The organism is Nostoc sp. (genome assembly GCF_036917575.1).
In the GTDB taxonomy this organism is placed as follows: domain Bacteria; phylum Cyanobacteriota; class Cyanobacteriia; order Cyanobacteriales; family Nostocaceae; genus Nostoc.
In genome coordinates this window covers 1-25,030 of record NZ_JBALDC010000077.1, presented here as the reverse complement: position 1 = coordinate 25,030, position 25,030 = coordinate 1, and the positions used below count along the sequence as shown (strand labels likewise).

The 25,030-nt window shown below is 39.6% G+C and carries 21 protein-coding genes and 3 pseudogenes; 11 read left to right on the top strand and 13 right to left on the bottom strand.

Annotation, left to right across the window (positions count from 1 at the left end; genetic code table 11):
- From V7K79_RS23530 to V7K79_RS23505, 6 genes and pseudogenes are all read right to left on the bottom strand, one after another.
- A pseudogene (locus V7K79_RS23530) lies at positions 1-2,019 on the bottom strand (tetratricopeptide repeat protein); the annotation flags it as partial.
- 140 nt (positions 2,020-2,159) lie between these two features.
- Positions 2,160-2,576: a hypothetical protein gene (locus tag V7K79_RS23525; protein WP_335050948.1), complete on the bottom strand. Its 417-nt coding sequence runs from the start codon at positions 2,574-2,576 to the stop codon at positions 2,160-2,162.
- Positions 2,577-2,997: 421 nt separating this feature from the next.
- A complete protein-coding gene (locus V7K79_RS23520) occupies positions 2,998-3,435 on the bottom strand; it encodes a hypothetical protein (RefSeq protein ID WP_335050946.1) in 438 nt (145 codons plus the stop codon).
- Between the two features lie 67 nt (positions 3,436-3,502).
- Positions 3,503-4,192, bottom strand: a complete 690-nt coding sequence (locus tag V7K79_RS23515) for a hypothetical protein (RefSeq protein ID WP_335050944.1) — start codon at positions 4,190-4,192, stop codon at positions 3,503-3,505.
- A gap of 92 nt (positions 4,193-4,284) precedes the next feature.
- A complete protein-coding gene (locus tag V7K79_RS23510) occupies positions 4,285-5,013 on the bottom strand; it encodes a Uma2 family endonuclease (RefSeq protein WP_335050942.1) in 729 nt (242 codons plus the stop codon).
- 30 nt (positions 5,014-5,043) lie between these two features.
- On the bottom strand, positions 5,044-5,688 hold the full coding sequence (locus V7K79_RS23505) for a restriction endonuclease subunit R (protein ID WP_335050940.1): 645 nt from the start codon (positions 5,686-5,688) through the stop codon (positions 5,044-5,046).
- A gap of 228 nt (positions 5,689-5,916) precedes the next feature.
- Here V7K79_RS23505 and acs point away from each other — a divergent pair, with 228 nt between their 5' ends.
- The 6 genes from acs (at position 5,917) to V7K79_RS23475 (ending at position 12,490) form a co-directional block, all read left to right on the top strand.
- Positions 5,917-7,890: an acetate--CoA ligase gene (acs, locus tag V7K79_RS23500; RefSeq protein ID WP_335050938.1), complete on the top strand. Its 1,974-nt coding sequence runs from the start codon at positions 5,917-5,919 to the stop codon at positions 7,888-7,890.
- A gap of 132 nt (positions 7,891-8,022) precedes the next feature.
- On the top strand, positions 8,023-8,703 hold the full coding sequence (locus tag V7K79_RS23495) for a tetratricopeptide repeat protein (RefSeq protein ID WP_335050936.1): 681 nt from the start codon (positions 8,023-8,025) through the stop codon (positions 8,701-8,703).
- Positions 8,704-8,860: 157 nt separating this feature from the next.
- Complete coding sequence (locus V7K79_RS23490; protein ID WP_335050935.1) at positions 8,861-10,042, top strand: nucleotide kinase domain-containing protein; 1,182 nt, start codon at positions 8,861-8,863, stop codon at positions 10,040-10,042.
- Positions 10,043-10,088: 46 nt separating this feature from the next.
- On the top strand, positions 10,089-10,637 hold the full coding sequence (locus tag V7K79_RS23485; protein WP_335050933.1) for a DUF1643 domain-containing protein: 549 nt from the start codon (positions 10,089-10,091) through the stop codon (positions 10,635-10,637).
- A 123-nt stretch (positions 10,638-10,760) separates the two neighbouring features.
- Entirely contained in the window at positions 10,761-11,657 is an 897-nt protein-coding gene (locus V7K79_RS23480) for a nucleoside triphosphate pyrophosphohydrolase family protein (protein ID WP_335050932.1), read from the top strand.
- Between the two features lie 74 nt (positions 11,658-11,731).
- Complete coding sequence (locus V7K79_RS23475) at positions 11,732-12,490, top strand: Uma2 family endonuclease (RefSeq protein ID WP_335050930.1); 759 nt, start codon at positions 11,732-11,734, stop codon at positions 12,488-12,490.
- Here V7K79_RS23475 and V7K79_RS23470 read toward each other — a convergent pair.
- The 6 genes from V7K79_RS23470 to V7K79_RS23445 form a co-directional block, all read right to left on the bottom strand.
- Positions 12,487-13,065: a Uma2 family endonuclease gene (locus tag V7K79_RS23470; RefSeq protein ID WP_335050928.1), complete on the bottom strand. Its 579-nt coding sequence runs from the start codon at positions 13,063-13,065 to the stop codon at positions 12,487-12,489. The genes V7K79_RS23475 and V7K79_RS23470 overlap by 4 nt on opposite strands.
- A gap of 48 nt (positions 13,066-13,113) precedes the next feature.
- A complete protein-coding gene (locus V7K79_RS23465; protein ID WP_335050926.1) occupies positions 13,114-14,709 on the bottom strand; it encodes a DHA2 family efflux MFS transporter permease subunit in 1,596 nt (531 codons plus the stop codon).
- 162 nt (positions 14,710-14,871) lie between these two features.
- Positions 14,872-16,131: an MFS transporter gene (locus tag V7K79_RS23460; RefSeq protein WP_335050924.1), complete on the bottom strand. Its 1,260-nt coding sequence runs from the start codon at positions 16,129-16,131 to the stop codon at positions 14,872-14,874.
- A 130-nt stretch (positions 16,132-16,261) separates the two neighbouring features.
- On the bottom strand, positions 16,262-17,785 hold the full coding sequence (locus tag V7K79_RS23455; RefSeq protein WP_335050922.1) for an HlyD family secretion protein: 1,524 nt from the start codon (positions 17,783-17,785) through the stop codon (positions 16,262-16,264).
- A 160-nt stretch (positions 17,786-17,945) separates the two neighbouring features.
- A complete protein-coding gene (locus tag V7K79_RS23450; protein WP_335050920.1) occupies positions 17,946-18,413 on the bottom strand; it encodes a MarR family winged helix-turn-helix transcriptional regulator in 468 nt (155 codons plus the stop codon).
- A 74-nt stretch (positions 18,414-18,487) separates the two neighbouring features.
- Complete coding sequence (locus V7K79_RS23445) at positions 18,488-20,146, bottom strand: ArnT family glycosyltransferase (RefSeq protein WP_335050918.1); 1,659 nt, start codon at positions 20,144-20,146, stop codon at positions 18,488-18,490.
- Positions 20,147-20,282: 136 nt separating this feature from the next.
- Between V7K79_RS23445 and V7K79_RS23440 the strand changes: the two genes are divergently transcribed.
- Together V7K79_RS23440 and V7K79_RS23435 are read left to right on the top strand one after the other, a co-directional pair.
- Positions 20,283-20,927, top strand: a complete 645-nt coding sequence (locus V7K79_RS23440; protein ID WP_335050917.1) for a class I SAM-dependent methyltransferase — start codon at positions 20,283-20,285, stop codon at positions 20,925-20,927.
- Positions 20,928-21,074: 147 nt separating this feature from the next.
- A complete protein-coding gene (locus tag V7K79_RS23435; RefSeq protein WP_335050915.1) occupies positions 21,075-21,530 on the top strand; it encodes an EVE domain-containing protein in 456 nt (151 codons plus the stop codon).
- Between the two features lie 86 nt (positions 21,531-21,616).
- On the opposite strand, the gene V7K79_RS23430 is transcribed toward V7K79_RS23435, so the two are convergent.
- Positions 21,617-22,441: a zinc-dependent peptidase gene (locus tag V7K79_RS23430; protein WP_335050913.1), complete on the bottom strand. Its 825-nt coding sequence runs from the start codon at positions 22,439-22,441 to the stop codon at positions 21,617-21,619.
- A 12-nt stretch (positions 22,442-22,453) separates the two neighbouring features.
- On the opposite strand from V7K79_RS23430, the pseudogene V7K79_RS23425 reads away from it, so the two are divergent.
- The 3 genes and pseudogenes from V7K79_RS23425 to V7K79_RS23420 all read left to right on the top strand — a co-directional run.
- Positions 22,454-22,645 (top strand): annotated as a pseudogene (locus V7K79_RS23425) (IS4 family transposase); the annotation flags it as partial.
- A gap of 286 nt (positions 22,646-22,931) precedes the next feature.
- Positions 22,932-23,072 (top strand): annotated as a pseudogene (locus V7K79_RS30075) (IS982 family transposase); the annotation flags it as partial.
- A gap of 87 nt (positions 23,073-23,159) precedes the next feature.
- Entirely contained in the window at positions 23,160-25,025 is a 1,866-nt protein-coding gene (locus tag V7K79_RS23420; protein ID WP_335050911.1) for a matrixin family metalloprotease, read from the top strand.
- Positions 25,026-25,030: the final 5 nt, after the last annotated feature.

Here is a 25,030-nt window from a genome sequence, read left to right as displayed (position 1 = left end):
CAGTAACTGTCTTGGGATGATTTACCCCAAACACCTGCTGAAAAACTTCTAAAGCTTGCAGAAACAGGGGTTCGGCTTGGTCGTAGCGTCCTTGAGAATAGTAGAGATTTGCCAGATTGTTCAGGCTGGTGGCAGCATCGGGATGTACTTCTCCCAGCAAGCGTTTACAAAGTTTTAAAGCTTGCAAAAATAGGGGTTCGGCTTGGTCGTAGCGTCCTTGAGAACAGTAGAGATTTGCCAGGTTGTTCAAGCTGGTGGCAACATCAACATGTGCATCTCCCAGCAGGTGTTTTCTCAGTTCTAAAGCTTGCAGATACAGGAGTTCAGCTTGGTCGTAGCTTCCTTGAGACTCGTAAAGACTTGCTAAGTTGTTCAGGCTGTTGGCAACAAGGGGATGTACTTCTCCCAGCAGGCATTTATAAAGTTCTAAAGCTTGGAGATACAGGGGTTTAGCTTGGTTGTAGCGTCCTTGAGATTTGTAGATTAATGCCAGGTTGTTCAGGCTGGTGGCAACATCAGATGTGCATCTCCCAGCAGGTGTTTTCTCAGTTCTAAAGCTTGCAGATACAGGAGTTCGGCTTGGTCGTAACGTCCTTGAGAATAGTAGAGTAATGCCAGCAAGTTCAGGGTGCTGGCAACATCAGGATGTGCATCTCCCAGCAGGCGTTTATAAAGTTCTAAAGCTTGCAGAGACAGGGGTTCGGCTTGGTCGTAGCGTCCTTGAGATTCGTAGAGACTTGCCAGCCAGATCAGGCTGGTGGCAACATGGGGATGTGCTTCTCCCAAACGGGTTTGCACTGTTGATAATCCTTGCTCATACCAAGCTGCTGCAAGGGTATACAAACCCTGTCCTTGATAGAATTTGCCCAAGCTAGTGAAAACCCAAGCTAAATTTTTATCCTCCACAGCATCAATCAGATTTTGTGCCACCTCAGTCAAGTGGGGAATTGCCAGTTGCACTGACTTGATATCCTCAAGGGTGAGAGATTCAGGAATTTTTTGAGCAATTTCTACTAATGCTGCGGCAAAGGCTTTTTTCAGGTCATCGGCTGTGTTTAACTCTACTAATTTCCCCTGTAAAAATTCTCTAATTAAAGGATGAATTTTATAACAACTTTCTCCTTCTGCTACACTTTGAATTAAATGGCGCTGATAAAGTTGCTTTCTCGCTTCGTCAACATCTGCCTTTGCCCAATTTAGCTGCTGACTGACAGATTCAACCAATTGCCAAGGAATAATATCTGGGGCAAATAAACTCAACAACTCACCGACATACTGTGTCATATAATCGAGCTGTTGCCAACTTAATTCAAATACTGCTTCCAATTGAGATTTTTGCTGGGCTGGTAATCGCTGTAAAATCTCTGCTAAAGACAAATTTGGATCTTCTGCCAAATACGCGCCGACTAATTGCAAACCTAAAGGCAGATATCCCAGCCATTTACATAAATTTGCTGCCGTTTGTGGTTCCCGTTGCACCCGCCTATCATTCTCACCCAACAAATCTGTCAACAATTTCAAAGCATCGTTTGGTGAGAGTTCATCCAAAGTTATCTGTTGAACTGTTGAACCAAGATTTCGCAACCGAGTTGTCATCAATATACAGAAGCGGTTATCTGTTGGCAGTACTTGGCGAGAATTTTCCCAGTTAGTTACATCGTCAACATTGTCCAATACTACCAAGACTAGTCCTGTTTGTGGTTGCCAATTATGCCAGCACCATTTTGCTTGTTCCTGGGAAGTTAATAAGGTTTGCGGTACTTCCAGTTTCATGTAAAACTGAGCAAACTCCACAATCTCTGCTGCTAAATCTGGTTTTCTGGCATCTAACCAGCAAAGTCCACCAGGATAATTGACTTTGTAGCGGTGTGCATATTGTGTCGCCAGTTCAGTTTTACCCATTCCTCCCATAGCAGCCACAGCCAAAATTGCCGCGTTGTCATTTTGCAGCAACTTTTTATGTAGTTCTACAAGTTTCTCATCCCGCCCGACAAAGTTGGCGACACCTCGATAAGGAATATTATTTGGAGGAGATGAGTATAACTGCCCAGTAGGATAATTGTGGATACTAATATCGCCGACACAAGCTGTTCCACCCTCAACCTGAGTTTGCCAGCCCTTAGCATTATCTTGGTTGCTTTGGTTCATGATGGCTTAATTCAAGAATTGGGCGGTGCATGATGAATGTTAATCTCGCCGACATAAGCTGTTCCACCCTCAACCTTAGTTTGCCATCCTTTGGCATTGTCTTGGTTGACTTGGGTCATATTGCTTTTGTCTACTATCTTACCAGCCTCAATTTCACCAGCCAGTGTTTCTACTTCTTTGGCAAACTCCGGCTCTTCGTGTAAAATTACCTGTAAGTAAGCAGCAACCCTGTCTAAATCTGGTTTCGAGCCTTTTTCGGCAGCAATGAGGGCAGTTTCTGCTTTCCGATTTCCCCGTAACTTACCCCAAATCTTTTTTCGCAGCTCGTCCATTTTTACAAGGGCTGCTTCAGTGAATTTCTCAACGGTTTTTTCAAATGCTTTGGTAAAAGCGAGGGTTGCGATCGCACTAGCTGTGATTGGTTCCAAATTATCCTACCTTATCCAGCAACATCTTCACTGATGGATACAATAACAGATGTTTAGATTCCAGACAGATAGAGGCTAATCTAGTTTCTCTGATGAATGTACGCTTTAAGGAAAAACTTTTAACATTACTCACAACTGCTTTAACATTGATAAGCAACATTTAAATGTTTGCCACAAATGTTTAAACGTTTCTTATGAATGCCTCAATGTTAGTCACAATTGCTTCAACATTGATAAGAAACATTTGAATGTTTACAACAAATGCTTCAATATTTACACTTATGAGTGGACTAAGTGAAACGCAACAAAGCCCGAAAATGTTGGGTTTTGTTCCTCAACCCAACCTATACTAGTTTTGGTTTGTGGTTAAAGCCCAAAACATTATATTCAATTCACCTAAAATCTGCTGTCATTCAAAATTTCACAAAATATCTTCTAACTTTACCAACAGACTATTTGCTAAATCTACTAACCTGATATCATCTGTATCAATAATGTCACCACCAGCTAGCAAATTTTTTACAACCGATAGCCTTTCATCTACTTCAGAAGTTCTCCAAGATTCTTCTAAGTTTACTGCAAAATCAAATAGCGATCGCTCTTTTAAAGACTCTCTTACTTTCACAGCTATATTATCATTACTTACCAGAAATTCTTTAATAGTATCTAACTGAAAATTACCTAATATTTCATCATGTCCCCAGGTTTCTAGCCAGTCCCCCTCTATATCTTCAACGTAAATATTGACAAAATCAACTCCATAAGTTAGCCAGTTCTGCTGCATTTGTCGCGCCGTCGCTAAAGCCTCAGCAAATGTATCTACTTGATTGTTGCTGTGAATTTCTCTTTTATTAATCATAAAAGCTGTAATTGACACGTAAGTATATAGGCTAGACACAAATCTGAAATATCAAATTCCTGAAAAGTTACGAAAATTTTAAATATTTACCACCAGAAAGGTAATCACTGTTATACAGGGCCACGTTGACTAACTGGTTAACAAAATTAGTATCCTTGGGATTGTAACTCAAGAACAATCCTCTCTCGATTTCCCACGATCGCAGTGTATTTTGCCAAGCTTCGTACTTTTGGTGATTAAGTTCTTCAGAAACACTAGTAATTTGAATACACAGTGGTTGATTGTTACGACTAACAATTAAATCTGTTGCCATAGAAAGGTCGGCTATATAACGCTGCCAAAAACTACCTTCTCGCTGAACAATATCTTGGGCTATTGATTTAATGATATCATCATCTACCTGATTAAATTCACCTGACATCAATTTTTGCTTCCAAATATAAAATTTGGAGTCACTTGCATTAAACCATCTGGGAAATAGATAACCATACCAATATCTCTCAATCGGTGTCATCAACTCGAACTTTGCTTTTTGTTCTTCTTCTGAAGGTAAAGATTTGATTATCAGCCAAATTGTCGAATCTGTAATTACCTCTAGTAAAAAGGCTGTGACAAAAGGTTTTGCAGTCAGGGAACCTGGCTTGATGTCTTTTACCCAACGATTGATTTCATCTAACCTTCTCGCTAAATTACGATCTATCGAGGAGGCTTGCTCGATAAGGGACTTTAGCTTATCCTTAATTTCTTGTGCTTGCAATCTATGCCCTACTTTCAGAAGATTACGCTTTTTTTACACATTGATAACTAGATTTTAACTTGAAAATGTATTTAGTTCACTTCCTGATGTAATCAAATATTCTCTAGTTCGATGCCCTGTATACGTAAAACCTCCCGCAGTCGAGCAATTTCTTGCTCTGCTCGTTCGACACGTTCTTCTGCCTGTTCGGCACGTAAACGTTCTTGTTCAACCAATTCTTCTGATGATAGTATTAATTGATTTTCAGTAGTAAAGAATCTTAATTTACCTTCATATACTCCTAAATAAAGTTCTAACTGCTGACTCCACAAACGTCCATCAGTAGTGTTTTGAATTTCTTGATACTTACCATCAACTAGATGAAATCCCTGAAGCTTCATTGTTACAGAGTCAAACCAAAAATAATCTGGTGTACGGAAGGTATCTTGGTAAACTTGTTTTTTTAAACCTTTATCAACTGCTGTCGTTGAACTTGACAAAATTTCCACAATCACATTCGGATATTTGCCATCTTCTTGCCAAACTACCCAACTCTTACGGTCTTTTTTCTCGGTTCCCAAAACTACAAAAAAGTCTGGGCCACGAAAATATTCTGATTTTTTCTGGTTAGGACTGTAGTAAATCGTCAAATTGCCAGAAGCATAAAAATCTTGCCGTTCTCGCCACCATAATTTTAGTATGCGAATCAGCAAATCGATTTGGTCACGGTGCAGGTCACTTTCCAATGGTGGTTCGTCACTCAGTATATCGCCAGGAGGAAAAATAACTTCGTCTTCTGAAATATTATCAGAAATGATTTCTAGGGTAGCAGGTTCAGACATCAGCGATCGCTCCGCGATTATACGTTCATTTTACTGAAAATTCGGTAACTTACAAATGGCTTTGAAAACTTGCAATAACTCAATTGCATCTGGAGATTCATTCAGATTTAATAATGGCATTAACTGATAAGTTAGCTGCTCGTTATGTTTTAAATAAATAAATTGATCACGCAGTCCGTTAGTTGCCAAACCCCAAACTGATGGTTGTTGCTCTAAACTTTTCAAAGCATAAGTGAGTAACTGAGGCAAACCCTCACCCACTTCAACCGCACTATTTTTCGTTTCAATTACTAGAACCAAAAATGGCGGTGCAATATTGCTTTGAGAACTGTTGATTGCTAAAATATCCATCCGCCCGGTAATTCTTCTGTCTTCATCTTCAACTGCGATCGCAATGCTATCTTCCATTGTCAACCGAATTGGCACATCGTAAAATCCAGCTAACCGCATTAGTGGTGCAAGCGTTAGGAATTTAACTAAACCTTCAGAAATTTTCCTAGCGCTTAAATAGCGATCAAAGTCGTTTCTGATTTTTAATAAATCCTGCTGTTCAAACTCAGAGAGTGGTTCTAGAGTTAAGAAGTCTGTGAATGAAGCAGATGAAAGCTTTTCCAGTTTGATAAAGCGATGAACATCGTTGAGAGATAGGCTGCTAGCTTCGACGGTAAGCGTCATAATTTCAGGCGTTGTTTGTCAAGACTACTTATATTTTCCAACATTCGCAGTATATAGGCTGTAATCTAACCTCAATACATTTCTTGATCGCTTGCTTTTGGTAGATAAAAATCAATGTAAACTAAATAACTCGGCAATTTTTACCTAGCTTAACGAAAATCTAAACAGCGTCTAGCACAACTAAGCTAAGAATAGTTTTTAGTAATAATAGCGTTTGTAAATGTAACCATGTCTCAACCAACTATAGAATCAATCCTACAAGAGAAGCGGCTATTTCATCCAGCCTCAGAATTCTCACAGAACGCCCATATCAAAAGCCTGGATGATTATCAGCGTATCTACGATAAAGCTAAAGCCGATCCGCAGCAATTTTGGGCAGATTTGGCGACAACAGAATTAGAATGGTTCCAAAAATGGGACACAGTACTAGACTGGCAACCACCTTTTGCGAAATGGTTCGTTGGTGGTAAAATTAATATTTCATACAACTGTCTTGACAGACATCTCACTACCTGGCGCAAAAATAAAGCAGCATTGATTTGGGAAGGAGAACCAGGTGATTCGCGTACCCTGACTTATGCCCAACTGCACCGAGAAGTTTGCCAATTCGCCAATGTATTGAAGCAACTGGGTGTACAAAAAGGCGATCGCGTTGGTATTTATATGCCGATGATTCCCGAAGCTGCGATCGCGATGTTAGCCTGTGCCCGAATTGGCGCACCCCACAGTGTAGTATTTGGTGGTTTTAGTGCCGAAGCTTTGCGCGATCGCTTAATTGATGCTCAAGCTAAATTGGTAATCACGGCTGATGGTGGTTGGCGCAAAGATGCGATCGTTCCTCTCAAGGAACAGGTAGACAAAGCTTTAGCTGATGGCGCTGTTCCCAGTGTAGAAAATGTCCTAGTTGTCAAGCGCACCGGACAAGAAACTTATATGCAGTTGGGGGGACGCGATCATTGGTGGCACGAGTTACAAAAAGGTGTGTCAGCAGATTGTCCCGCCGAACCAATGGACAGCGAAGATATGCTATTTGTCCTCTACACTTCTGGCAGCACGGGCAAACCGAAGGGCGTAGTGCATACAACTGCTGGTTATAATTTGTATACCCATATTACCACCAAGTGGATCTTTGACATCCAAGACACAGATGTATATTGGTGTACTGCTGATGTTGGTTGGATTACTGGACACAGCTACATTGTCTACGGCCCCCTTTCTAACGGTGCAACCACAGTGATGTATGAAGGTGCGCCCCGTACTTCTAATCCTGGCTGTTTCTGGGATGTGATTGAAAAATACGGTGTTAATATTTTTTATACCGCACCTACGGCTATTCGATCATTTATTAAGATGGGCGAACAACATCCCAAGGCGCGAAACCTGTCTTCATTGCGTTTGTTGGGAACCGTTGGCGAACCGATTAACCCGGAAGCTTGGATGTGGTATCACAAAGTAATTGGTGGGGAACGTTGTCCAATTGTGGATACTTGGTGGCAAACGGAAACTGGCGGTATCATGATTACACCACTACCAGGTGCAATTTCCACCAAACCCGGTTCCGCAACTCTTCCCTTCCCTGGAATTATTGCAGATGTCGTGGATTTAGAAGGAAACTCTGTACCCAATAAAGAAGGCGGTTATTTAGCAGTGCGCCATCCGTGGCCAGGAATGATGCGGACAGTCTATGGCGATCCAGAACGCTTCCGCCGCACCTACTGGGAATATATTCCACCCAAGGATGGTAAGTATACTTACTTTGCTGGTGATGGCGCTAGGCAAGATGAAGACGGCTATTTCTGGGTAATGGGTCGTGTGGATGATGTACTGAATGTATCAGGACATCGACTCGGTACAATGGAAGTAGAATCAGCCTTAGTTTCCCATCCAGCAGTTGCAGAAGCGGCGGTAGTGGGTAAACCCGATGAACTTAAGGGTGAAGAAGTAGTTGCTTTTGTGACTTTAGAAGGCACTTATCAAGGAAGTGAGGAATTGAGTAAAGAACTCAAGCTGCACGTTGTCAAAGAAATTGGTGCGATCGCGCGTCCGGGAGAAATTCGCTTTACAGACGCTTTGCCCAAAACGCGATCGGGTAAGATTATGCGGCGCTTGCTGCGGAATCTAGCTGCTGGAGAAGAGGTATCTGGTGATACTTCAACCTTAGAAGATCGGAGTGTGTTGGATAAGTTGCGGGAAGGCGCGTAAATAATTCCAAATCAGCTTAGTAAGGGCGCACATATATGTATGCGACCCTTACCCTTTGTCTTGTGATACGTTACGCCCTAACGCAAGGCAATTTATTATAAAGATTAGAACATTATTGAGGCATTCAGGGCGATGAAGGTGAAGTGCAAATCCAAATCAGCATTTGTTCAACCTATTAGCTGCATGATGCTGAGTATTATCAGCGTAATGGGGATATCACCATTAGTGTTAGCGGTTACTGGACAAGTTTCTTTACATTCGCCAGAACAGTCTGCACAGAGACAACCACAAAAAATAGCACAAGCTTCAGGTACAGAAGCACCAGAGCGATCGCAGATGATGCAACAAGCCAATGCTTCATTTAATCAGGGAGACTTAACAGGTGCAGAGGAAAATTTACGCAAGTTAATTAAAAAATTCCCAGACGATGCCTTCGGACGCTTTCAACTGGGAAATGTGCTTTTTCGGCAAAAGAAATCAGAAGATGCAATTAGCTCCTATCGAGAAGCCATTCGCCTCAGACCAAAATACGCTCTAGCTTACAATGCGATTGGTATAGTTTACGCTAGCCAAAGTCGCTGGCAAGAAGCTATTACTGAATATAAAAAAGCTCTGGAAATTAATCCTAATTATGGCGAAGGGCTGACTAATTTTGCAATAGCATTGTGGCAAACAAATAAAAAAGATGAGGCACTATCTTCTTTAGAAAAAGCTTTAAATATTTTTAAAGAACAGAATAGAGGTGAAAAAGTTAACCAAGTAGAACGACTTTTAAAAGAAATCAAAACTGCTGATGAGCCTAATGTTTCCTGAAAATCATATTATTCAGTGGATAAAAATTAAAAAGAGTTGCTGCGATCGGCTTTAAGGACGCTTTGGCAGAAATGCGATCGGGTATGATGATTATGCGGCAGTTGTCGCATAATCATCATAATTTGAAACTGATGAAGATAAATCAAGAGAACCGTGTATGCAAGTAAGACAAGAAATTTTTGATACTTATTGGCGATTTGCCACTATGCGCCAAGAAGTATTTTTCAACAAAATTAACAACCTATCACCACCGTGGACAAGCGATCCAATAATTAATACTTATAAATTTTGTAATGCATATCGAGCAAGCGATCGCGTTTCACAATATTTGATAAAAAACGTAATTTACGATGAAAATAGGAGCAAAAATCAAGAAGAAGTAGTTTTACGGATTCTCCTATTTAAATTTTTTAATAAAATAGAAACATGGGAATACTTAGAAAATAAAATAGGAGATTATATTACACTGTCTAATTTCGACTCAAATGTATATTCAGATATATTACAAGAGGCTATGAATCTTGGATATGTTATTTACACTAGTGCATATATGTCTTGTGCCAGTAAAGAGTTTGGTTATGATAAAAAGCACCAGAATCATTTGGCATTAATTGATAAAATGGTTATCCAAGATAGAGTAGATAATCGCATAGTCGAAGCCAAAAAACTTGAAGACGTTTTTCAGATTCTTCAAGAATATCCATTGTTAGGTAAGTTTATGGCTTACCAATTAGCGACAGATATTAATTATAGTGAAATTATAAACTTTGACGAAAACAGTTTTACTATAGCAGGCCCAGGAGCCGAACGTGGTATTGATAAGTGTTTCATTGATACACATGGTAAAACATATACTGATGTCATTCATTGGATGACTGAAAACCAAGAGAAAGAGTTTCAACGCTTAGGGTTAAATTTTCAATCACTCTGGGGTCGTCCACTACAGGCTATAGACTGTCAAAATCTTTTTTGTGAAACTGATAAATACTGCCGAGGAGCATTTCCTGATTTGAAAAGTAATCGTAAAAAGATAAAATCAAAATTTACGTTAACGCCTCAGCCAATTGATTATTTTTATCCACCAAAATGGCGTATTAATGAGAAAGTTAAAGAAACTTTAGTACAGAGATTGCCACAGTTAAATATTGCTAATTCGCAATTAAATAGTAACTGTCAGCAATTATCTTTAAATTTAGATTCTCTGGTAAAAGCAACAACTGAAATCTCAGATAATGTCTTAAAAAATAATAAAAAATATCAGCCTAAAACTCAGAGTAAAAAATCAAAATTCTTGCAAAGCTTTGAGGGAGAAAAGCCTCATCAGTTATGCCTATTTTAATCTTTCCTACTATTTATAAATAAACAGTACTTCCGAGTACAAAGATATGGTAATAAAAAAATATATAGACATGGAAAGAAATGTCAAATTTGACGACGATATTAGTAGAAAGTATCGCTACTCACTATGGTGTAGATGGGATACAACTTTGCCGCAAGTTACTTTTGTAATGCTTAACCCAAGCAAGGCTGACGAGAATCAATATGATCCTACTCTCAATAAATGCATTAAGTTTGCTCACTATTGGGATTATGGTTCTCTAGAAGTGGTTAATTTATTTGCTTATATTGCTACAAATCCCAATCAACTTACCCAACCCCAAGTAGATGACCCTGTTGGGCTAGAGAATAACTCTTATATTCAATCAGCAACAAAGCGCGCTCACTTAATTATTGTGGCATGGGGTGCGAATGATTATCTCCAAAAAAAGCGTGACCGTGAAACAGAGGTACTAAGTATAATTTCTGGTCAAAAAACTCTTTACTGCCTAGAACTAACAAAGAAGGAATATCCATTAGGACTAACAAAGAAAAAATTTCCACGCCACCCGCTATATGTTAAAGATAGTACAAAACCAATACTTTTTCCTAATTAGTCTATACAAACATAGCCAAATTAAAAAATACAATAGTCATTCTTTCTATTTATTATCAGATTTTTATTTTATCTCTGTGAAAATTTTAGTAATCAGCAACTTTGAGATTGGAGGAATTGCATTATGAATTTTTCAGAGTATCAAACGCAAGCACTGAATACAGATCAAATTCCTGCTGTCGAAGGTACTGAACTAATCATACCGCTATTAGGTTTAGTTGGTGAAGTTGGCTCATTGATGACTGAGTATAAAAAACATTTACGTGACGGTGATGCACACAAACTATTTAAAGAAGGTATTGCAGAAGAATTGGGAGATATGCTTTGGTATATTTCCAACTTGGCAAGCAAGTTTAACCTTAATTTGGAAGAAATTTCGGAAGATAATCTAAGAAAGTGCCATGCTCGTTGGGGATGGAGAGATTCAGCACAGATAAATGATAAAGCCACAACCTACATATTTGATAATGACTTTCCTGAACATGAAACTTTACCACGAAAGTTTAAAGTAGAAATTACGGAGATAAGCAAAGATAACTCAATCAAAATGAAGGCATTTATCAACAAACAACAAATTGGAAATGACCTCACCGATAATTCATATATAAGTGATGGCTACCGCTTTCATGATGTTTTCCATTTTTCCTATGCCGCAGTCTTAGGTTGGTCAGTTGTCACTCGTAGTATACTTAAACGTAAGCGCAAAAGTAATTTTAGTATTGATGAAGTTGAAGACGGCGGTCGTGCAGTAGCTATTGAGGAAGGTATATCAGCACTCGTATTTAGCTATGCTAAAGATCATGATTTCTTAGAAGGCGTTTCAACATTAGATTACCAACTATTGAAAACTATCAAAAATATGACATCCCATTTAGAAGTTTCTCAATGTTCGTTGGGTGATTGGGAAAAGGCGATTCTGATGGGCTATGATGTCTGGCGACAGATAGAGAAAAATCGTGGAGGAACGATAATTGTTGACCTTAATGCACGCTTAATAACTTATAAAATAGGACCAACCTGACATCAAAGGCAAAGTAACAACAGAATAACTCAACGGATAATAAACAAAATACAAATATAATCTTGGTTGTGCCTATGACTTCCTTATCGGCATTAACTTTACCTGACCACACCCAGTTACCAGACTCAGATGGTACATTTGTGAAAAACTGGCAAGAGCATCCCCAAAGTATCTTACTTACTGACTCGATTAAACTTGTCTTAGAGGAACTTCATCCTGATAGTCAATATTGTATTGGGCAAGATTTAGGTATCTACTGGCGATTGACAGATCCTCCTGAGAAAGGGGCTGAAGCACCAGACTGGTTTTATGTACCCAATGTACCACCGACCCTTGAAGGTAAAACGCGGCGTTCTTATGTGCTGTGGAAGGAGTATGTTGCACCCTTGATTGTGATTGAATTTGTCTCTGGAGACGGTTCAGAAGAACGAGATAATACACTGCCATCTCAAGGTGAAGGTGGAAATGTTGGTAAATTTTGGGTTTATGAGCAAGCAATTCGAGTCCCTTATTATGGGATTTATGAAGTAGCAAAAGCACAGATTGAAGTGTATCACCTAGTCGATAATACTTATCAACTGATGCAACCCAATGAACAAGGACATTACCCAATTGCTCCTATGGGTGTAGAGTTAGGAATCTGGCAAGGATTTTATCAAAATGCAGATTTACCTTGGCTGCGATGGTGGGATGCACAAGGAAATTTATTGTTAACAGGTGAGGAACGTGCTGTGATTGAGCGACAAAAACGGGAGAGAATTGTAGAGAAATTGCGATCGCTCTCTGCTGAACAACTCAACGCTTTAGGAATTGACCCAGAAATGTTAGATTAGGAAAGATTCTCATCTATCAATATTACATCTTCATATATTTCTGCGATCGCACAACGAAAATCAACGCTAGCTAAATATACTTCTTCTTTTTCATAAGGGTAAAGGACCCAATGTCCTTCTTGATTGCGGCGGAAGCATTCGACACTCATTCTGTCTGGTGAAATTAGCACATATTCTTGTAGTGATTCTAAGTGTCGATAACTAGCAAATTTCTTTCCTCTGTCATAGCCTTCGGTTGACTCGGAAAGCACTTCGATAATTAAGCAAGGATAGCACTTAAAATATTCAAATTGTTTATCTCGTATATCACAAGTCACCATTACATCAGGATAAAAATAGCGATTTATGACATCAATTTGTGCTTTCATGTCTAACATATAGACACGGCAACCACTACCCCGGAGATGGTTTCGTAACAACATAGATACATTCAGGCTAACCGTGACATGAGCATCACTTGCTCGTGCCATTGCGTAGACTTGCCCATCAATATACTCGTGTTTTATTTCACTTACTTTCTCGCCTTCTAAATATTCTTCTGGGGAGATATAGTACTCACTTTGGCTAATGACCATTTTAGTATCTTAGTAGTTTTATCAAACATTTTAACTTATACAACAAATCTAATGGGCGACAGCGCCACCAGTTGGCTTCACCTTTTTGAGGAATAAAATGGCAATTCCACTAACTAACAAAGCAATGCCAATAAAGTAGAAACAATCATTAAAAGCCATCACAAATGCTTCCCGACGGACGATGTTGGATATAGATGCGATCGCCTGATTTTGTGCGGTACTTAAATCTGCTCCGCGACTAATAAAATACTGTGTCATTTGATCAATTCGCTGTTGAGTTTCTGGATTATATAAAGATACTCCATCACCCAATCTATTCGAGTGAAATTGCTCTCTATTTGCTAATAAAGTCGCTAATGAAGCAATTCCGATAGAACCGCCCAGATTCCGCATCATATTAAATAAACCACTTGCCGAACCTGCTTCTTTCGGACTCAATCCACCAGTAGCGATAGAACTAAGCGGCACCATAATTAGGGGTTGTCCCATTGCACGCACAAATTGCGACCAACGTAATTGATCTAATCCTGTTTCATTAGTCATTCCAGAGTTCATAAATGCACTGATGGAAAACAAAGCCACACCAAAAGCTACCATGAAACGCACATCAATACGTTGCATCAATTTTGGTATGAGGGGAATAATAAATAGTTGGGGAATACCAGCCCAAATTAATACTTCACCAATTTGCAGAGCATTGTATTTTTGAATTTGAGCGAGATACAACGGTAAAATATAAATGGAACCATATAATCCTACTCCCAACGACACATTGACAATACTGGCTAAACCAAAGTTGCGCTTAAGTACAAGCCGTAAATTAATAAATGGTTGTTTACGAGTTAATTCTATAAAGAAAAATACCGCCAAAAAAATTACTGCTACTATACTTAATCGCACAATTAACGCTGAACCAAACCAATCTTTACGGCTACCTTCTTCTAAAACAATTTGCAGGGAACCTAAGCCAATAGCCATTGCAATAATTCCCCACCAGTCACCTTGTTTCAGTAAATTAATTTGGGGTTTTTCTGGCTTAATTCCGTACCAAACACCAGCTAGCATTAATGCTCCTGGAATTACATTTATATAAAAGTTGTATTCCCAACCAAAATTTTCGGTTAACCAACCTCCTAATGTTGGGCCAATTGATGGTGCAAAAACTGCACTAAACCCAAATGCTGCTAACCCAACTGATTGTTTTGATTGAGGTAAAGTTGTTAAGACAATTGTCATAGCTGTAGGAATTAATACTCCGCCGCTAAAACCTTGTAAGGCGCGAAAGAAAATCATGGAATTAAGATCCCACGCCCAACCACAGCAAATAGAAAAGAAGATAAATAGTGCAGTATTGACTAATAAATAACGTTGCAGAGAAAATACTCGTGACAACCATCCTGTTAGAGGAATTACCACAATTTCTGCAACGAGATACGCCGTAGAAATCCAAGAACCTTCTTCGAGAGTTGCTCCTAAACTTGCTTGAATATCTTGCAGCGAAGCATTAGTTATTTGAATATCTAATACCGCCATAAATGCACCAAGCATACTAGCTAATACACCAATCCAGGTTTTTAGCGGTACACGCTCTGGTGGTAAAGCAGGATTTTGCCCTTGTTGACGAATTACACCTGTATTAGCCATAACTTTGTTCCATTTTCAAGATTAAGTAGCAAAAAATGTTATTTTAAACTTTATACCAATATATTCTTTGCCTCAACGTGAGCTTGAATCAGCTACGCTCAAAATTAACAAACAATTGCTATATAATGCCCATAAATCTAAATTTTACTGCAATTATTTATCTTAAACTTCTTGAGTCGTAATAATTCCCTTTTGCTCATAAATTGGACGCATTATTTTCCTTAAAGCCGGTAACTGTCTGCTAAAAATAATTGACCCTAAAATACAAGCCATGCCATCAATCATTAAAGTGTTAGGAGCGCCAATATGACTTGCTAAAAAACCTCCTAATAAATTACCCACGGGAATCATCCCCAAAAATGACATTGTATATAAGCTCATCAATCGCCCGCGTTTATCGTCTTCGACAATGGTTTGTAAAAATGTATTGCTAGCAGCAATCTGGAGAATTGTCCCTAAGCCAACAAATAACATTGTAAATAAAGAAAGTGGTAAAAATCGAGACAAAGAAAAGCCGATTAAACCGATTCCTAAAATTGCTGGAGCTAAAGCAATCAATTTCCCAATTCCTAAGATTGTTTGGCGCGTAGCTAGATAAATACCACCAGTTAAGGCTCCAACTCCAGATGCGGCCATCAAAAAACCTAAACTTTCTGCACCACCCTTGAGAACTTGTTCGGCAATAACTGGGACGAGAATAGTATTTTGCAGTCCCATAAAACTGACTAAAGCTGATAGTAATAAGACAGAGCGAATCGGTGAGAAACTAAAGGCATATACAAATCCCTCTTTGATTTTTTGTAAGGGATTACCCTCAGTTACCAAGTTTTTCCAAGGTTTAACTTTCATTGCCAATAAAGCGGCGATTACAGCAACGTAGCTTAAACCATCAATTAAAAAACAATAGCCAGCTCCAATGCCAGCAATTAATAAACCACCGATCGCAGGGCCAATTAGTCGCGCACCATTAACCATCGTGGAGTTGATAGCGATCGCATTAGCTAAATCTCCTCTGTGTTCAACCAATTCTGGCACAAAAGCTTGACGGGCTGGCGCATCTAAGGCATTAATAAATCCTTGAAACAAACTCAAGGCGATGATCTGCCATACCTCAATTACACCAGTCAGCGCCAGCACTGCTAATGTTAACGATTGAATCATCGCCAAGATTTGCGTACCAATTAAGGTACGATATCGAGAAAAACGATCTACAAATACTCCGGCAAAAGGAGCTAAAAAAAAGTTAGGAATTTGACTTGAAAATCCCACAACTCCCAGCATTAATGGAGATTTTGTCAAGTCATAAACTAGCCAAATTGTAGCAAGTTGCGTCATCCATGTCCCAATTAGGGAAATACCTTGTCCAGCAAAAAACAGTTGGTAGTTTCTTGACCTTAAAGCAGGTAGTAGCGATTTTTTCATGTCAGGCTTGTTTCATACCAATCTGCTTTCATAGATATCATCTCACCTCATCTCTATACGCCTCTCTTTAGATGTATGAGAATGTCATAAGTAGAAAGAGGTTTTTCATCTGTTTGAAGCTGATTTGGTATTACTTTACTTCTACCGCAACTTCCGCAGACATCCCAGGAGTAATCCGTGATTCATATCCTTGAATGCTCTTTTGGTCGAAAATTATTTTAACAGGAATGCGTTGGACAATTTTAGTAAAGTTACCTGTAGCATTATCCGGTGGTAATAAGGCAAACTGCGCGCCGGAAGCTGGCGAAATACTGTCAATACGGCCAACAAAGTTGTGATGAGGAAAAGTATCCAGCTTGATTTCTACTGGTTCGCCTGGATGCATCTTTTCTAATTGAGTTTCTTTGAAGTTTGCAACTACCCAATAGTTGTTATCCACGATCGCCATTAATGGTGTTCCCGATTGCACTCGGTTGCCAATTTCGACGTTTTTCCTCCCGACTCGTCCAGCACTAGGGGCAGTAACATTGACATAAGATAGTTGCAATTGTGCGTCTTTGAGCGATGCTTCTGATTGGGCGATCGCTGCTTTTGCGGCTTCGTATTGGCTACGTTTAACCGTGGTATCTTGTCCGCCTGCGGTAGCTTGTTGCAATCCTCCCTTAGAGGCTGCCAATTTAGCTTGGGCGTTAGTGACATTTTCTTGCGCTTGTGCTAACTGAGACTGAGCTTTGGCGACACCAACTTTAGCGGAGGCTAACTGAGCTTGGGCTTGTTGTACTCCTTGAATTGCCGCATTTTTCTGTGCTTTGGCTACATCATAAGCAGCCTTGGCTGTGTCTAGTTGCTGACGAGGAATCGCACCTGTTCTATACAATTCGTTGTAACGATTGTAATCTGCTTGGGCTTTTTCTAAATTCGCGTTTGTTTGCGCTACTTGCGCTTGGGCGGCGGGAATTCCAGCTTGGGCTTCTTGTACTGTTGCAAGGGATGCAGGAATCCCAGCTTGGGCTTCTTGTACTGCTGCTTGGGCTGTAGAAATTGCTGCTACTGCACCACTGACATCTCCTTGCGCTTGAGCTGTCTTACCAGTGGTGGTTTGTGAACTCAAAGCAATATTTGCTTGGGCGGCTTGCGCCTGTCCACGAGCATTTTCTAGGGCTGCTTGTGCTTGTTGCACCTTACTTTGATAGTCTCGTGGATCTAACTTCACTAACAATTGTCCCGGTTGCACCAGTTGGTTATCATTCACTAGCACTTCATTTATAGTTCCAGGAATGCGGCTACTAACTTGGTGAATGTTTCCCGCAACGGTGGCGTTATCTGTTTCCTGGTGAGTCGAGGCGTATTGCCAGTAGTGAAAACCAAAAGCACCTGCGGCGATCGCACCGACACCTAATCCTGCCAAAATTAAACCAGTCGGTCTTTTGCGCTTCGGTTTCGCTGGAACTTCTTTTTCTGTCTCAGGATTTATAACAGGTGCTTCTGCTGTTGCGGATTTTTCTGTCTCAGGATTTATAACAAGTGCTTCTGCTGTTGCGGATTTTTCTGTCTGTGTAGTAGCAGTTTCTAAAGTCTCTAAATCAGGAATCACTTCTTTTTCTAAAATTATAGTCTTGTGTCCGTTGCGTCCGTTCAAGGTATTAGCACCCATGATTCTTACCTCGTTTGCTCGTTCAATAATTTGATTGATAGTCGTTTATTTAGAATGCGTAGTTTTTTTTGAAAAAATTTTATTTCCTTAGTATGCGTAATATTATCTCAAAACCTATATTTACACTGCCTCCCCCGGTCGGGTGATTATAAAATCATCTTTAGGAGAGATTAGCGATCGCCCGGTTCAAGATTTGGGAAAACAGTTCTCGGTCAGCGAAGGAAATACCGTCCATTGCTTCATCACGCACTGTTGCCGCAATAGGCGGTAAGACAGCTTCTAGTTGCTTACCTGCATCCGTTAACCAGATTCGCCAGATGCGGCGATCGTGGACATCGCGTTCTCGACGCACTAAGCCGCGTTCTTCCATCCGATCTAGTACGCCTGTTAAAGTCCCTCCCACTTGTTTGAGTTTGTCACCAATACTAGAAGTAGGTAAACCATCTTCTTGCCAAAGACAGCACAACACTAACCAGTGAAATGGCGTAAGTCCAAAGGGTTCTAGCTTCTCAGTAAACTTGCGACTCAGCAGTTGTGAGACTAATTTGATTCTGTAACCCAAATTGTATGGTGCAAGATTTTGCTGCCACGACTCTAAAGGTGGGGAGTGATTAGATGTAGAAATCATTGAAGAAAATACTTAGTATACGTACTATTATATATAAATTAATATTCTTCAATAACACTTACTTTGCATCTGTCTTAGGGAAGAACTTGAATTAACTGGTACTTTTTTACTGTACCAATAACGTGGTGAGGCCGAGATAATTTCGGGGACTGGTCAGTATAGATCAAAGCATAGCTTAAAGCTGGTACTTCGGAAATAGAAACTACTGTTTGGGGACGAATAGGAAGATAGAAATTAAGCAGTACTTGGATTTTCTGGTCTATTTGCACAAGGTAGATAGGATGAGATTGGATAATTGAAGCGATCGCACTTTGTTGTAAAAAAGTTCTTAAAACAGGATTATAGTCACTTAACAAACCGATGCTACCCATCGTCGCCAAAGTCAGCCAACAGGTAATTAGCCATCCTGCAATCCAGTAACGAGCTGTAAGAAACTTCTTGCCAAAATGGTAACGACTAATCCACACTACAGGTAAAATTAACCAACCAAACCCCATAGCTAAGGTAATAGTTGCATACTTGCGGATATCAGAACCACCGTAACTAATGATAACAGTACTAGCTATTACAAGAAAAGCACCCAATCCACCAAAGCCATAACTGAGGTTTCGAGAAAGATTATTCCTTACAAAAAAGTTCAATATATTTTTTTTATCTTTTTGAAGAGGAAATTGTGGGTGAATTCCTGTCTGGTAAATATTGCCTAACCAGCTTAAACCCACAGATGCCAACAAAGCTATAAACGGATAAAGGCAAAGACTATAGTGAGGTAAACGAGTGCTAAAAATACTCAGTTCTACAAATAAAACAAGTGGAAAACCAACTAATATTAACTGGTAAAGAGGAATGGGACGACGGAGAGTTAAAAACAAACCTAAAAGTCCGAAAAAAGGCCAAGGAAATGCTTTTAAAGGAATATTCCATACATAGAATAGCGGCCCATTATGCTCCCGATCCTCAGAACCTAGCTGCACAACAAACTTAAGCAACTCCTCAAAACTCTGATTTCCATAGTGCAGCCAGCTTAACCACAGCCAAATGCAGGTTGGTATTAAACCTACGAAAAAGCCTAGATATAAAATTGGATTAGTAAGATGACGATGACGGTGATGTTCCCAAATTAAGTAAGGTAATAAAGCGATAATTGGTAAAAAAATCATAAAGCTTCTGACTAAAAAGCCTAAACCTAAACTTAAACCAGCTAGAAAACTCCAATAAGAGTGATATTTAGGATGTAATTCTATTTTGATTAAAGACAAAATAGCTAAAAGTACCAAGAAAATCATCGGTACATCAGGCGTACTTAAGCGAGAGTATTGTAGCCAGAGAAATTCCCCACTTAAAATTGCAGTAGCCAGCCAAGCTAATTTTTTGCCTAGCATAATTTTGCCAATTTCATACACCAGCCATAAACTAAAAATGCTAGTAATCATACTAGGAAGACGCGCACTAGTATCACTGATACCAAACAACTTGTAGAAACTGGCGATTAACCAATAAGACCCAGGTGTTTTATGATGTGCCGTTTCCCAAGGAGTTATCCAATTACCAGAATCAAACATCAGACGGGCACGCGAAGCGTAAAGGGCTTCATCATGTGCCATCAGGCTATTGTGCCCAGAAGTAAATAATAATAAAGGTAGCATCCAAAGGAATAAACTTAAATAGGGTAACGATTCTACCAGGCGGATTTTTCGCAAAATATGCTGCCAGAAGTTTAGTTTATGGAACATTGAATTGATAAAATTGAATACTGCTATTTAGACTCGTTTAGTGTCCTATTGTTATTAAAATATGTTACATAGTGTTTTTTGAAAAATATTTGAAATTGCCGCAATTTTCCAAAAAAGTACTCCAAAACAGAGATTTATGCAGTTAAGACCGAATCAACGCCTGAAATTAGACGATACAGACGATAAGCTGTTCTATGCCTATCCCCGCTTCGTTACCCATGTGGATGAAGGATTTATTCAACAGCTAACAGATTTATACTGCGATCGCCTCAAACCCAACACCCGCATTTTTGATATTATGAGCAGTTGGGTGTCTCATCTCCCAGAAGAGATGCAGTTTGACCATGTGGAAGGACACGGACTCAACGCTGAGGAATTAGCACGAAATTCCCGCTTAAATCATTACTTTGTGCAAAATCTTAACGAAAATCCGCAACTACCTTTACCAGATGAAGATTTTGATGCTGTTCTAAATTGCGTATCTGTGCAATATGTGCAATATCCAGAAGCAGTATTTTCCGAAATTTACCGCATCCTAAAACCCGGTGGTGTCGCAATTATCAGCTTTTCTAACCGGATGTTTTTTGAAAAGGCGATTCAAGCTTGGCGAGAAGCTTCAGAAGCACAGCGAGTTCAATTAGTCAAAGAGTATTTTGCCTCAGTTCCAGGATTTACAACCCCAGAAGTTATAGCTCATAAATCAACATTACCGAATTTATTACAGTGGTTGGGTGCAGCTGGAGGAGATCCGTTTTATGCCGTTATAGCTTACCGCAGTTAAGTCAAATATTCACGAGTACAATGTCTAAGCTAGTGCAAGAGAGCTTGTAATAGGCACTTTAGTGCTTAGAAGATAAGCACTTCAGTTCTTATTACGAACTTACCTGCTCAAAATTAAAATACTTTTGTATATACATAATTTCTGTAGATGAATTATTGGCTAATGAAATCAGAGCCAGAAGCCTATAGTATTACTGACCTTCAACAGCAGAAACAGACTATTTGGGACGGCGTTCGCAATTATCAAGCTCGTAACTTTTTGCGTCTTATGGATGAAGGAGACTTAGCTTTTTTCTATCACTCCAGCACTAATCCTCCCAATATTGCTGGGTTAATGCGTGTAGTGAAAAAAGATATTGCTGACCCGACCCAGTTTGAACCAGAAAGTAAATACTACGACCCGAAATCAAGTCTTGAATTCCCTCGGTGGCAAACAGTTGTAGTGGAATTTGTTGAGACTTTTTCTAACCCCATCTTGCTATCAATACTCAAAGAAGAGTTTAGCGCCGAAGAGTTAATGTTGGTGAAACAAGGAAATCGTTTATCAGTGATGCCTGTCCCTGAAGCAGTAGCTTTAAAGATTATAGCGATGAAAACCTCTTAGTTGAAAATTACAGTAGGACTGTACCTCACTAACTTGGAATTTACTGTATTTATGGAGATTATCTTTGACTTTTTACTTTAATTGGTTCACACCCATTGCACAGGATCTAATTGATAGTAACGTTGTAGTTGCTCATAAAGTGCCGGATATTCGGATAACAATTGCTGCGGTTTCTCAAAGAATGTCTCAGTCGCTACGGCAAAAAACTCTGCGGGATTCGTTGTGCCATAGCTATCCATTACCGTATTTACACCTTGTAAAACATCATTACAAAGTTGCTGATATGCTTGTGTCATCACCTTCGCCCAAATAGCATAGTCTGAATTGCGTTGCAGTATCGGAACTCCTTCAGCTTTACCATCTTCTTGATCTAACTGATGGGCAAATTCATGAAGCACAACATTACGTCCATCCCTCCAGTTATTAATATCTTGTTTCACTTGTTCCCAAGATAGTACTACTTGGTCATTTGTCCACGATTCACCTAGTCTTGCTACACGCCTTTCCTCAACAACATATTTTCCGATGGAAGTTGTTTCCTGAACAAAATAAGCGTTAGGATACACCAGAATTGAACGAAGTCTAGGGAAGTACTGCTCACGTTCATTTAATAGAAGTAAACAGGCGACAGCAGCAAGAGTCAGTTTCATTTCCTCTGTCACCTGTAATCCTCTACAGCCTATAAATTGCTTTTCTGCTAAGAATACTTGAATATGTCCTTGAAGTCGTCTGATTTCATCAGGATAAAGACAGGGATAAATGGGAAAACTATTCTCAACAATGGCACTCCAAAGTGGTGGAAAAGGACGATGTTTGAGCCGATTTCTTCGCCTTTTAACTAAAATTGGATTGAATAAAATCCCAGCGAGAATCAACCCAATGAGCAGAAAGAAAATTATTATTTTAACCATTTTCTTCGCTGATTTCTGTCAACACATCACGACTCCAGCATTATTGATCTTAAGGCTTACTTAGAGTGGTTTTCGATATGTTCATGAAATGTTAAAAATGCTTCCCGAAATCCCTAAGCCTATTTTATTAACCCAGATTTTTGCCAAGCTCTTACTACTGATGGTCGTATTCATCCCGTTTCTGCTGGCGTTGAACCCTCGTAAATTGGCAGAGGTATTGTCAGATAGCTGAACTTTTCTATAAATTCTGATGTATTCCTTTTATTTTATCCATAATAGCAAGTAGTAAAAAAAAATTTTTACTCATTAATATTTCGCTAATAGTATCTTCAATTAACTTTTGTTAAGTTTTCGGAAAACTCTCATTTTTTTGAAGAGTATAAGCAGTTCTTGACAGTTTATTACAACCATTTACAACTGTAGTAACAACCATTCCCTTAACCAAAGGAGTAAAACATGAATATTTTTGATACAAATCCCCTTTTTGTAGGAACACTTTCGCCATCGTAGTAGATTGAACTTTTTAGTTAACTTGATGGCTGGTAATCGTGCTGATACTTATTTGCTTAAAAAACCTTCCATTGACATCTACCCAAAAGATTTGTTAGCACTATTTCCTGCAATTTTTTAGTTCTGTCGAACTCATGTTATTTTAATATTCATTACATAGGAATAACACTTAAGGTTGTTCAAATCAAAAGTAATTCGGAGAAAAACAATGGATAGTCATAAAAAAGCAAATATTACTCTTGAACCAGTACTAGAAAACTACGATGATTATGATATTATTTTTATACATAATATTATTAATTCGGAGATATCTACTAGTTCACCTGATCATTTAATTGTTACTGACAGTTCAAATGAATATCTCCAACTATGGAATTTAAAAAGTCAGCAGGTAACGAAAACCGAAAGCAAAACCTTTGCTACCCCAATAACAATTGATGCAAAGTCAATTGACAAATTCCAAGAACCTTTTAATTTTTTTCCCGAAAAAAATCCTGCTCCTATCTACCCCCCAGGAGAGACAATCACTCAACCAGAATTTTTTTTCAACAGTAGCTTCAAATGGTCACAACCTGAAGGTAAAAATACCCCAGTGACCATTACTTATAGCTATAGTAACCTACTCAATGGTAATCTCTTTGGCGGTCTTAGCAACGCAGAAATTACAGCAATCATAACAGAGGCAGTAGGACTGTGGTCGAAATATGCCCCCCTAAATTTTGTAGAAGTTCCTGATAGTGACCCTGCTTTCTCCGACTCTTCCTACAGTGCAGGAAGTTATGCTCAAATCCGCTTTGGGACTGAATATATTGATGGTAATGGTGATGATAGTGGTAACGTCTTAGCTTATACTTATCTTCCCTACTCAACGACAGACGATTTGGCAGGTGACATACATTTTGATAGTAGCGAAACTTGGAAGGCAAGCTCTTCTGATGGCTTTGACGACCTTCTGGAAGTCACAGTCCATGAGCTTGGTCACGCCCTAGGCCTCAGGCATGAATCGGCTCAAACAGCAATTATGAATCCTGACTATGGCGGTCGCTATTCGGGACTTGGAACTGCTTTCCTTTTTCAAGACGATATTAATGGCATACGAGACATTTATGGAACTCGAGACTTGCTCGGTGCAAAGAGATGGGGGACTGGTCAAGGTGGATTTTGGGATACTCAACAATGGCTAAGTGGTGATTTTAATGGAGATGGCAAGGATGATTTGGCTAAAGCCTTCAATGATGGGGGTCTAGCCAGTATTGATGTTCACCTGTCTAGCGGCAGTGACTTCCTCCCCCAAAGATGGGGCACTGCTCAAGGTGGATTTTGGGATACTCAACAATGGCTAAGTGGTGATTTTGATGGAGATGGCAAGGATGATTTAGCTAAAGTCTTTAACGATGGAGGTCTAGCCAGTATTGATGTTCACCTGTCTAGCGGCAGTGACTTCCTCCCCCAGAGATGGGGAACTGGTGAAGGTGGATTTTGGGATACTCAACAATGGCTAGTCGGCGACTTTAATGGAGATGGCAAGGATGATTTAGCTAAAGCCTTCAACGATGGGGGTCTAGCTAGTATTGATGTTCACCTGTCTAGCGGCAGTAGCTTCCTCCCTCAGAGATGGGGGACTAGTCAAGGTGGATTTTGGGATACTCAACAATGGCTAGTCGGCGATTTTAATGGAGATGGCAAAGATGATTTAGCTAAAGCCTTCAACAATGGAGGTTTGGCCAGTATTGATGTTCACCTGTCTAGCGGCAGTGACTTCCTCCCCCAGAGATGGGGCACTGCTCAAGGTGGATTTTGGGATACTCAACAATGGCTAAGTGGTGATTTTAATGGAGATGGCAAGGATGATTTGGCTAAAGCCTTCAATGATAAGGGTCTACTAGCCAGTATTGATGTTCACCTGTCTAGCGGCAGTGGCTTCCTCCCCCAGAAATGGGGAACTGGTCAAGGTGGATTTTGGGATACTCAGCAATGGCTAAGTGGTGATTTTAATGGAGATAGTAAGGATGATCTAGCTAAAGCCTTCAACGATGGGGGTCTAGCCAGTATTGATGTTCATACTTTGATTTAGGGGTA

Bases quoted from the DNA above. Each gene is read 5' to 3' on its own strand.
- V7K79_RS23505 (WP_335050940.1), bottom strand. From the start codon at position 5,688: ATGACGCTTACCGTCGAAGCTAGCAGCCTATCTCTCAACGATGTTCAT.
- V7K79_RS23435 (WP_335050915.1), top strand. From the start codon at position 21,075: ATGAATTATTGGCTAATGAAATCAGAGCCAGAAGCCTATAGTATTACT.
- V7K79_RS23465 (WP_335050926.1), bottom strand. From the start codon at position 14,709: ATGGCTAATACAGGTGTAATTCGTCAACAAGGGCAAAATCCTGCTTTA.
- V7K79_RS23445 (WP_335050918.1), bottom strand. From the start codon at position 20,146: ATGTTCCATAAACTAAACTTCTGGCAGCATATTTTGCGAAAAATCCGC.
- acs (WP_335050938.1), top strand. From the start codon at position 5,917: ATGTCTCAACCAACTATAGAATCAATCCTACAAGAGAAGCGGCTATTT.
- V7K79_RS23455 (WP_335050922.1), bottom strand. From the start codon at position 17,785: ATGGGTGCTAATACCTTGAACGGACGCAACGGACACAAGACTATAATT.
- V7K79_RS23520 (WP_335050946.1), bottom strand. From the start codon at position 3,435: ATGATTAATAAAAGAGAAATTCACAGCAACAATCAAGTAGATACATTT.
- V7K79_RS23485 (WP_335050933.1), top strand. From the start codon at position 10,089: ATGGTAATAAAAAAATATATAGACATGGAAAGAAATGTCAAATTTGAC.
- V7K79_RS23450 (WP_335050920.1), bottom strand. From the start codon at position 18,413: ATGATTTCTACATCTAATCACTCCCCACCTTTAGAGTCGTGGCAGCAA.
- V7K79_RS23420 (WP_335050911.1), top strand. From the start codon at position 23,160: ATGGATAGTCATAAAAAAGCAAATATTACTCTTGAACCAGTACTAGAA.
- V7K79_RS23480 (WP_335050932.1), top strand. From the start codon at position 10,761: ATGAATTTTTCAGAGTATCAAACGCAAGCACTGAATACAGATCAAATT.
- V7K79_RS23440 (WP_335050917.1), top strand. From the start codon at position 20,283: ATGCAGTTAAGACCGAATCAACGCCTGAAATTAGACGATACAGACGAT.
- V7K79_RS23460 (WP_335050924.1), bottom strand. From the start codon at position 16,131: ATGAAAAAATCGCTACTACCTGCTTTAAGGTCAAGAAACTACCAACTG.
- V7K79_RS23510 (WP_335050942.1), bottom strand. From the start codon at position 5,013: ATGTCTGAACCTGCTACCCTAGAAATCATTTCTGATAATATTTCAGAA.
- V7K79_RS23495 (WP_335050936.1), top strand. From the start codon at position 8,023: ATGAAGGTGAAGTGCAAATCCAAATCAGCATTTGTTCAACCTATTAGC.
- V7K79_RS23470 (WP_335050928.1), bottom strand. From the start codon at position 13,065: ATGGTCATTAGCCAAAGTGAGTACTATATCTCCCCAGAAGAATATTTA.
- V7K79_RS23475 (WP_335050930.1), top strand. From the start codon at position 11,732: ATGACTTCCTTATCGGCATTAACTTTACCTGACCACACCCAGTTACCA.
- V7K79_RS23430 (WP_335050913.1), bottom strand. From the start codon at position 22,441: ATGGTTAAAATAATAATTTTCTTTCTGCTCATTGGGTTGATTCTCGCT.
- V7K79_RS23490 (WP_335050935.1), top strand. From the start codon at position 8,861: ATGCAAGTAAGACAAGAAATTTTTGATACTTATTGGCGATTTGCCACT.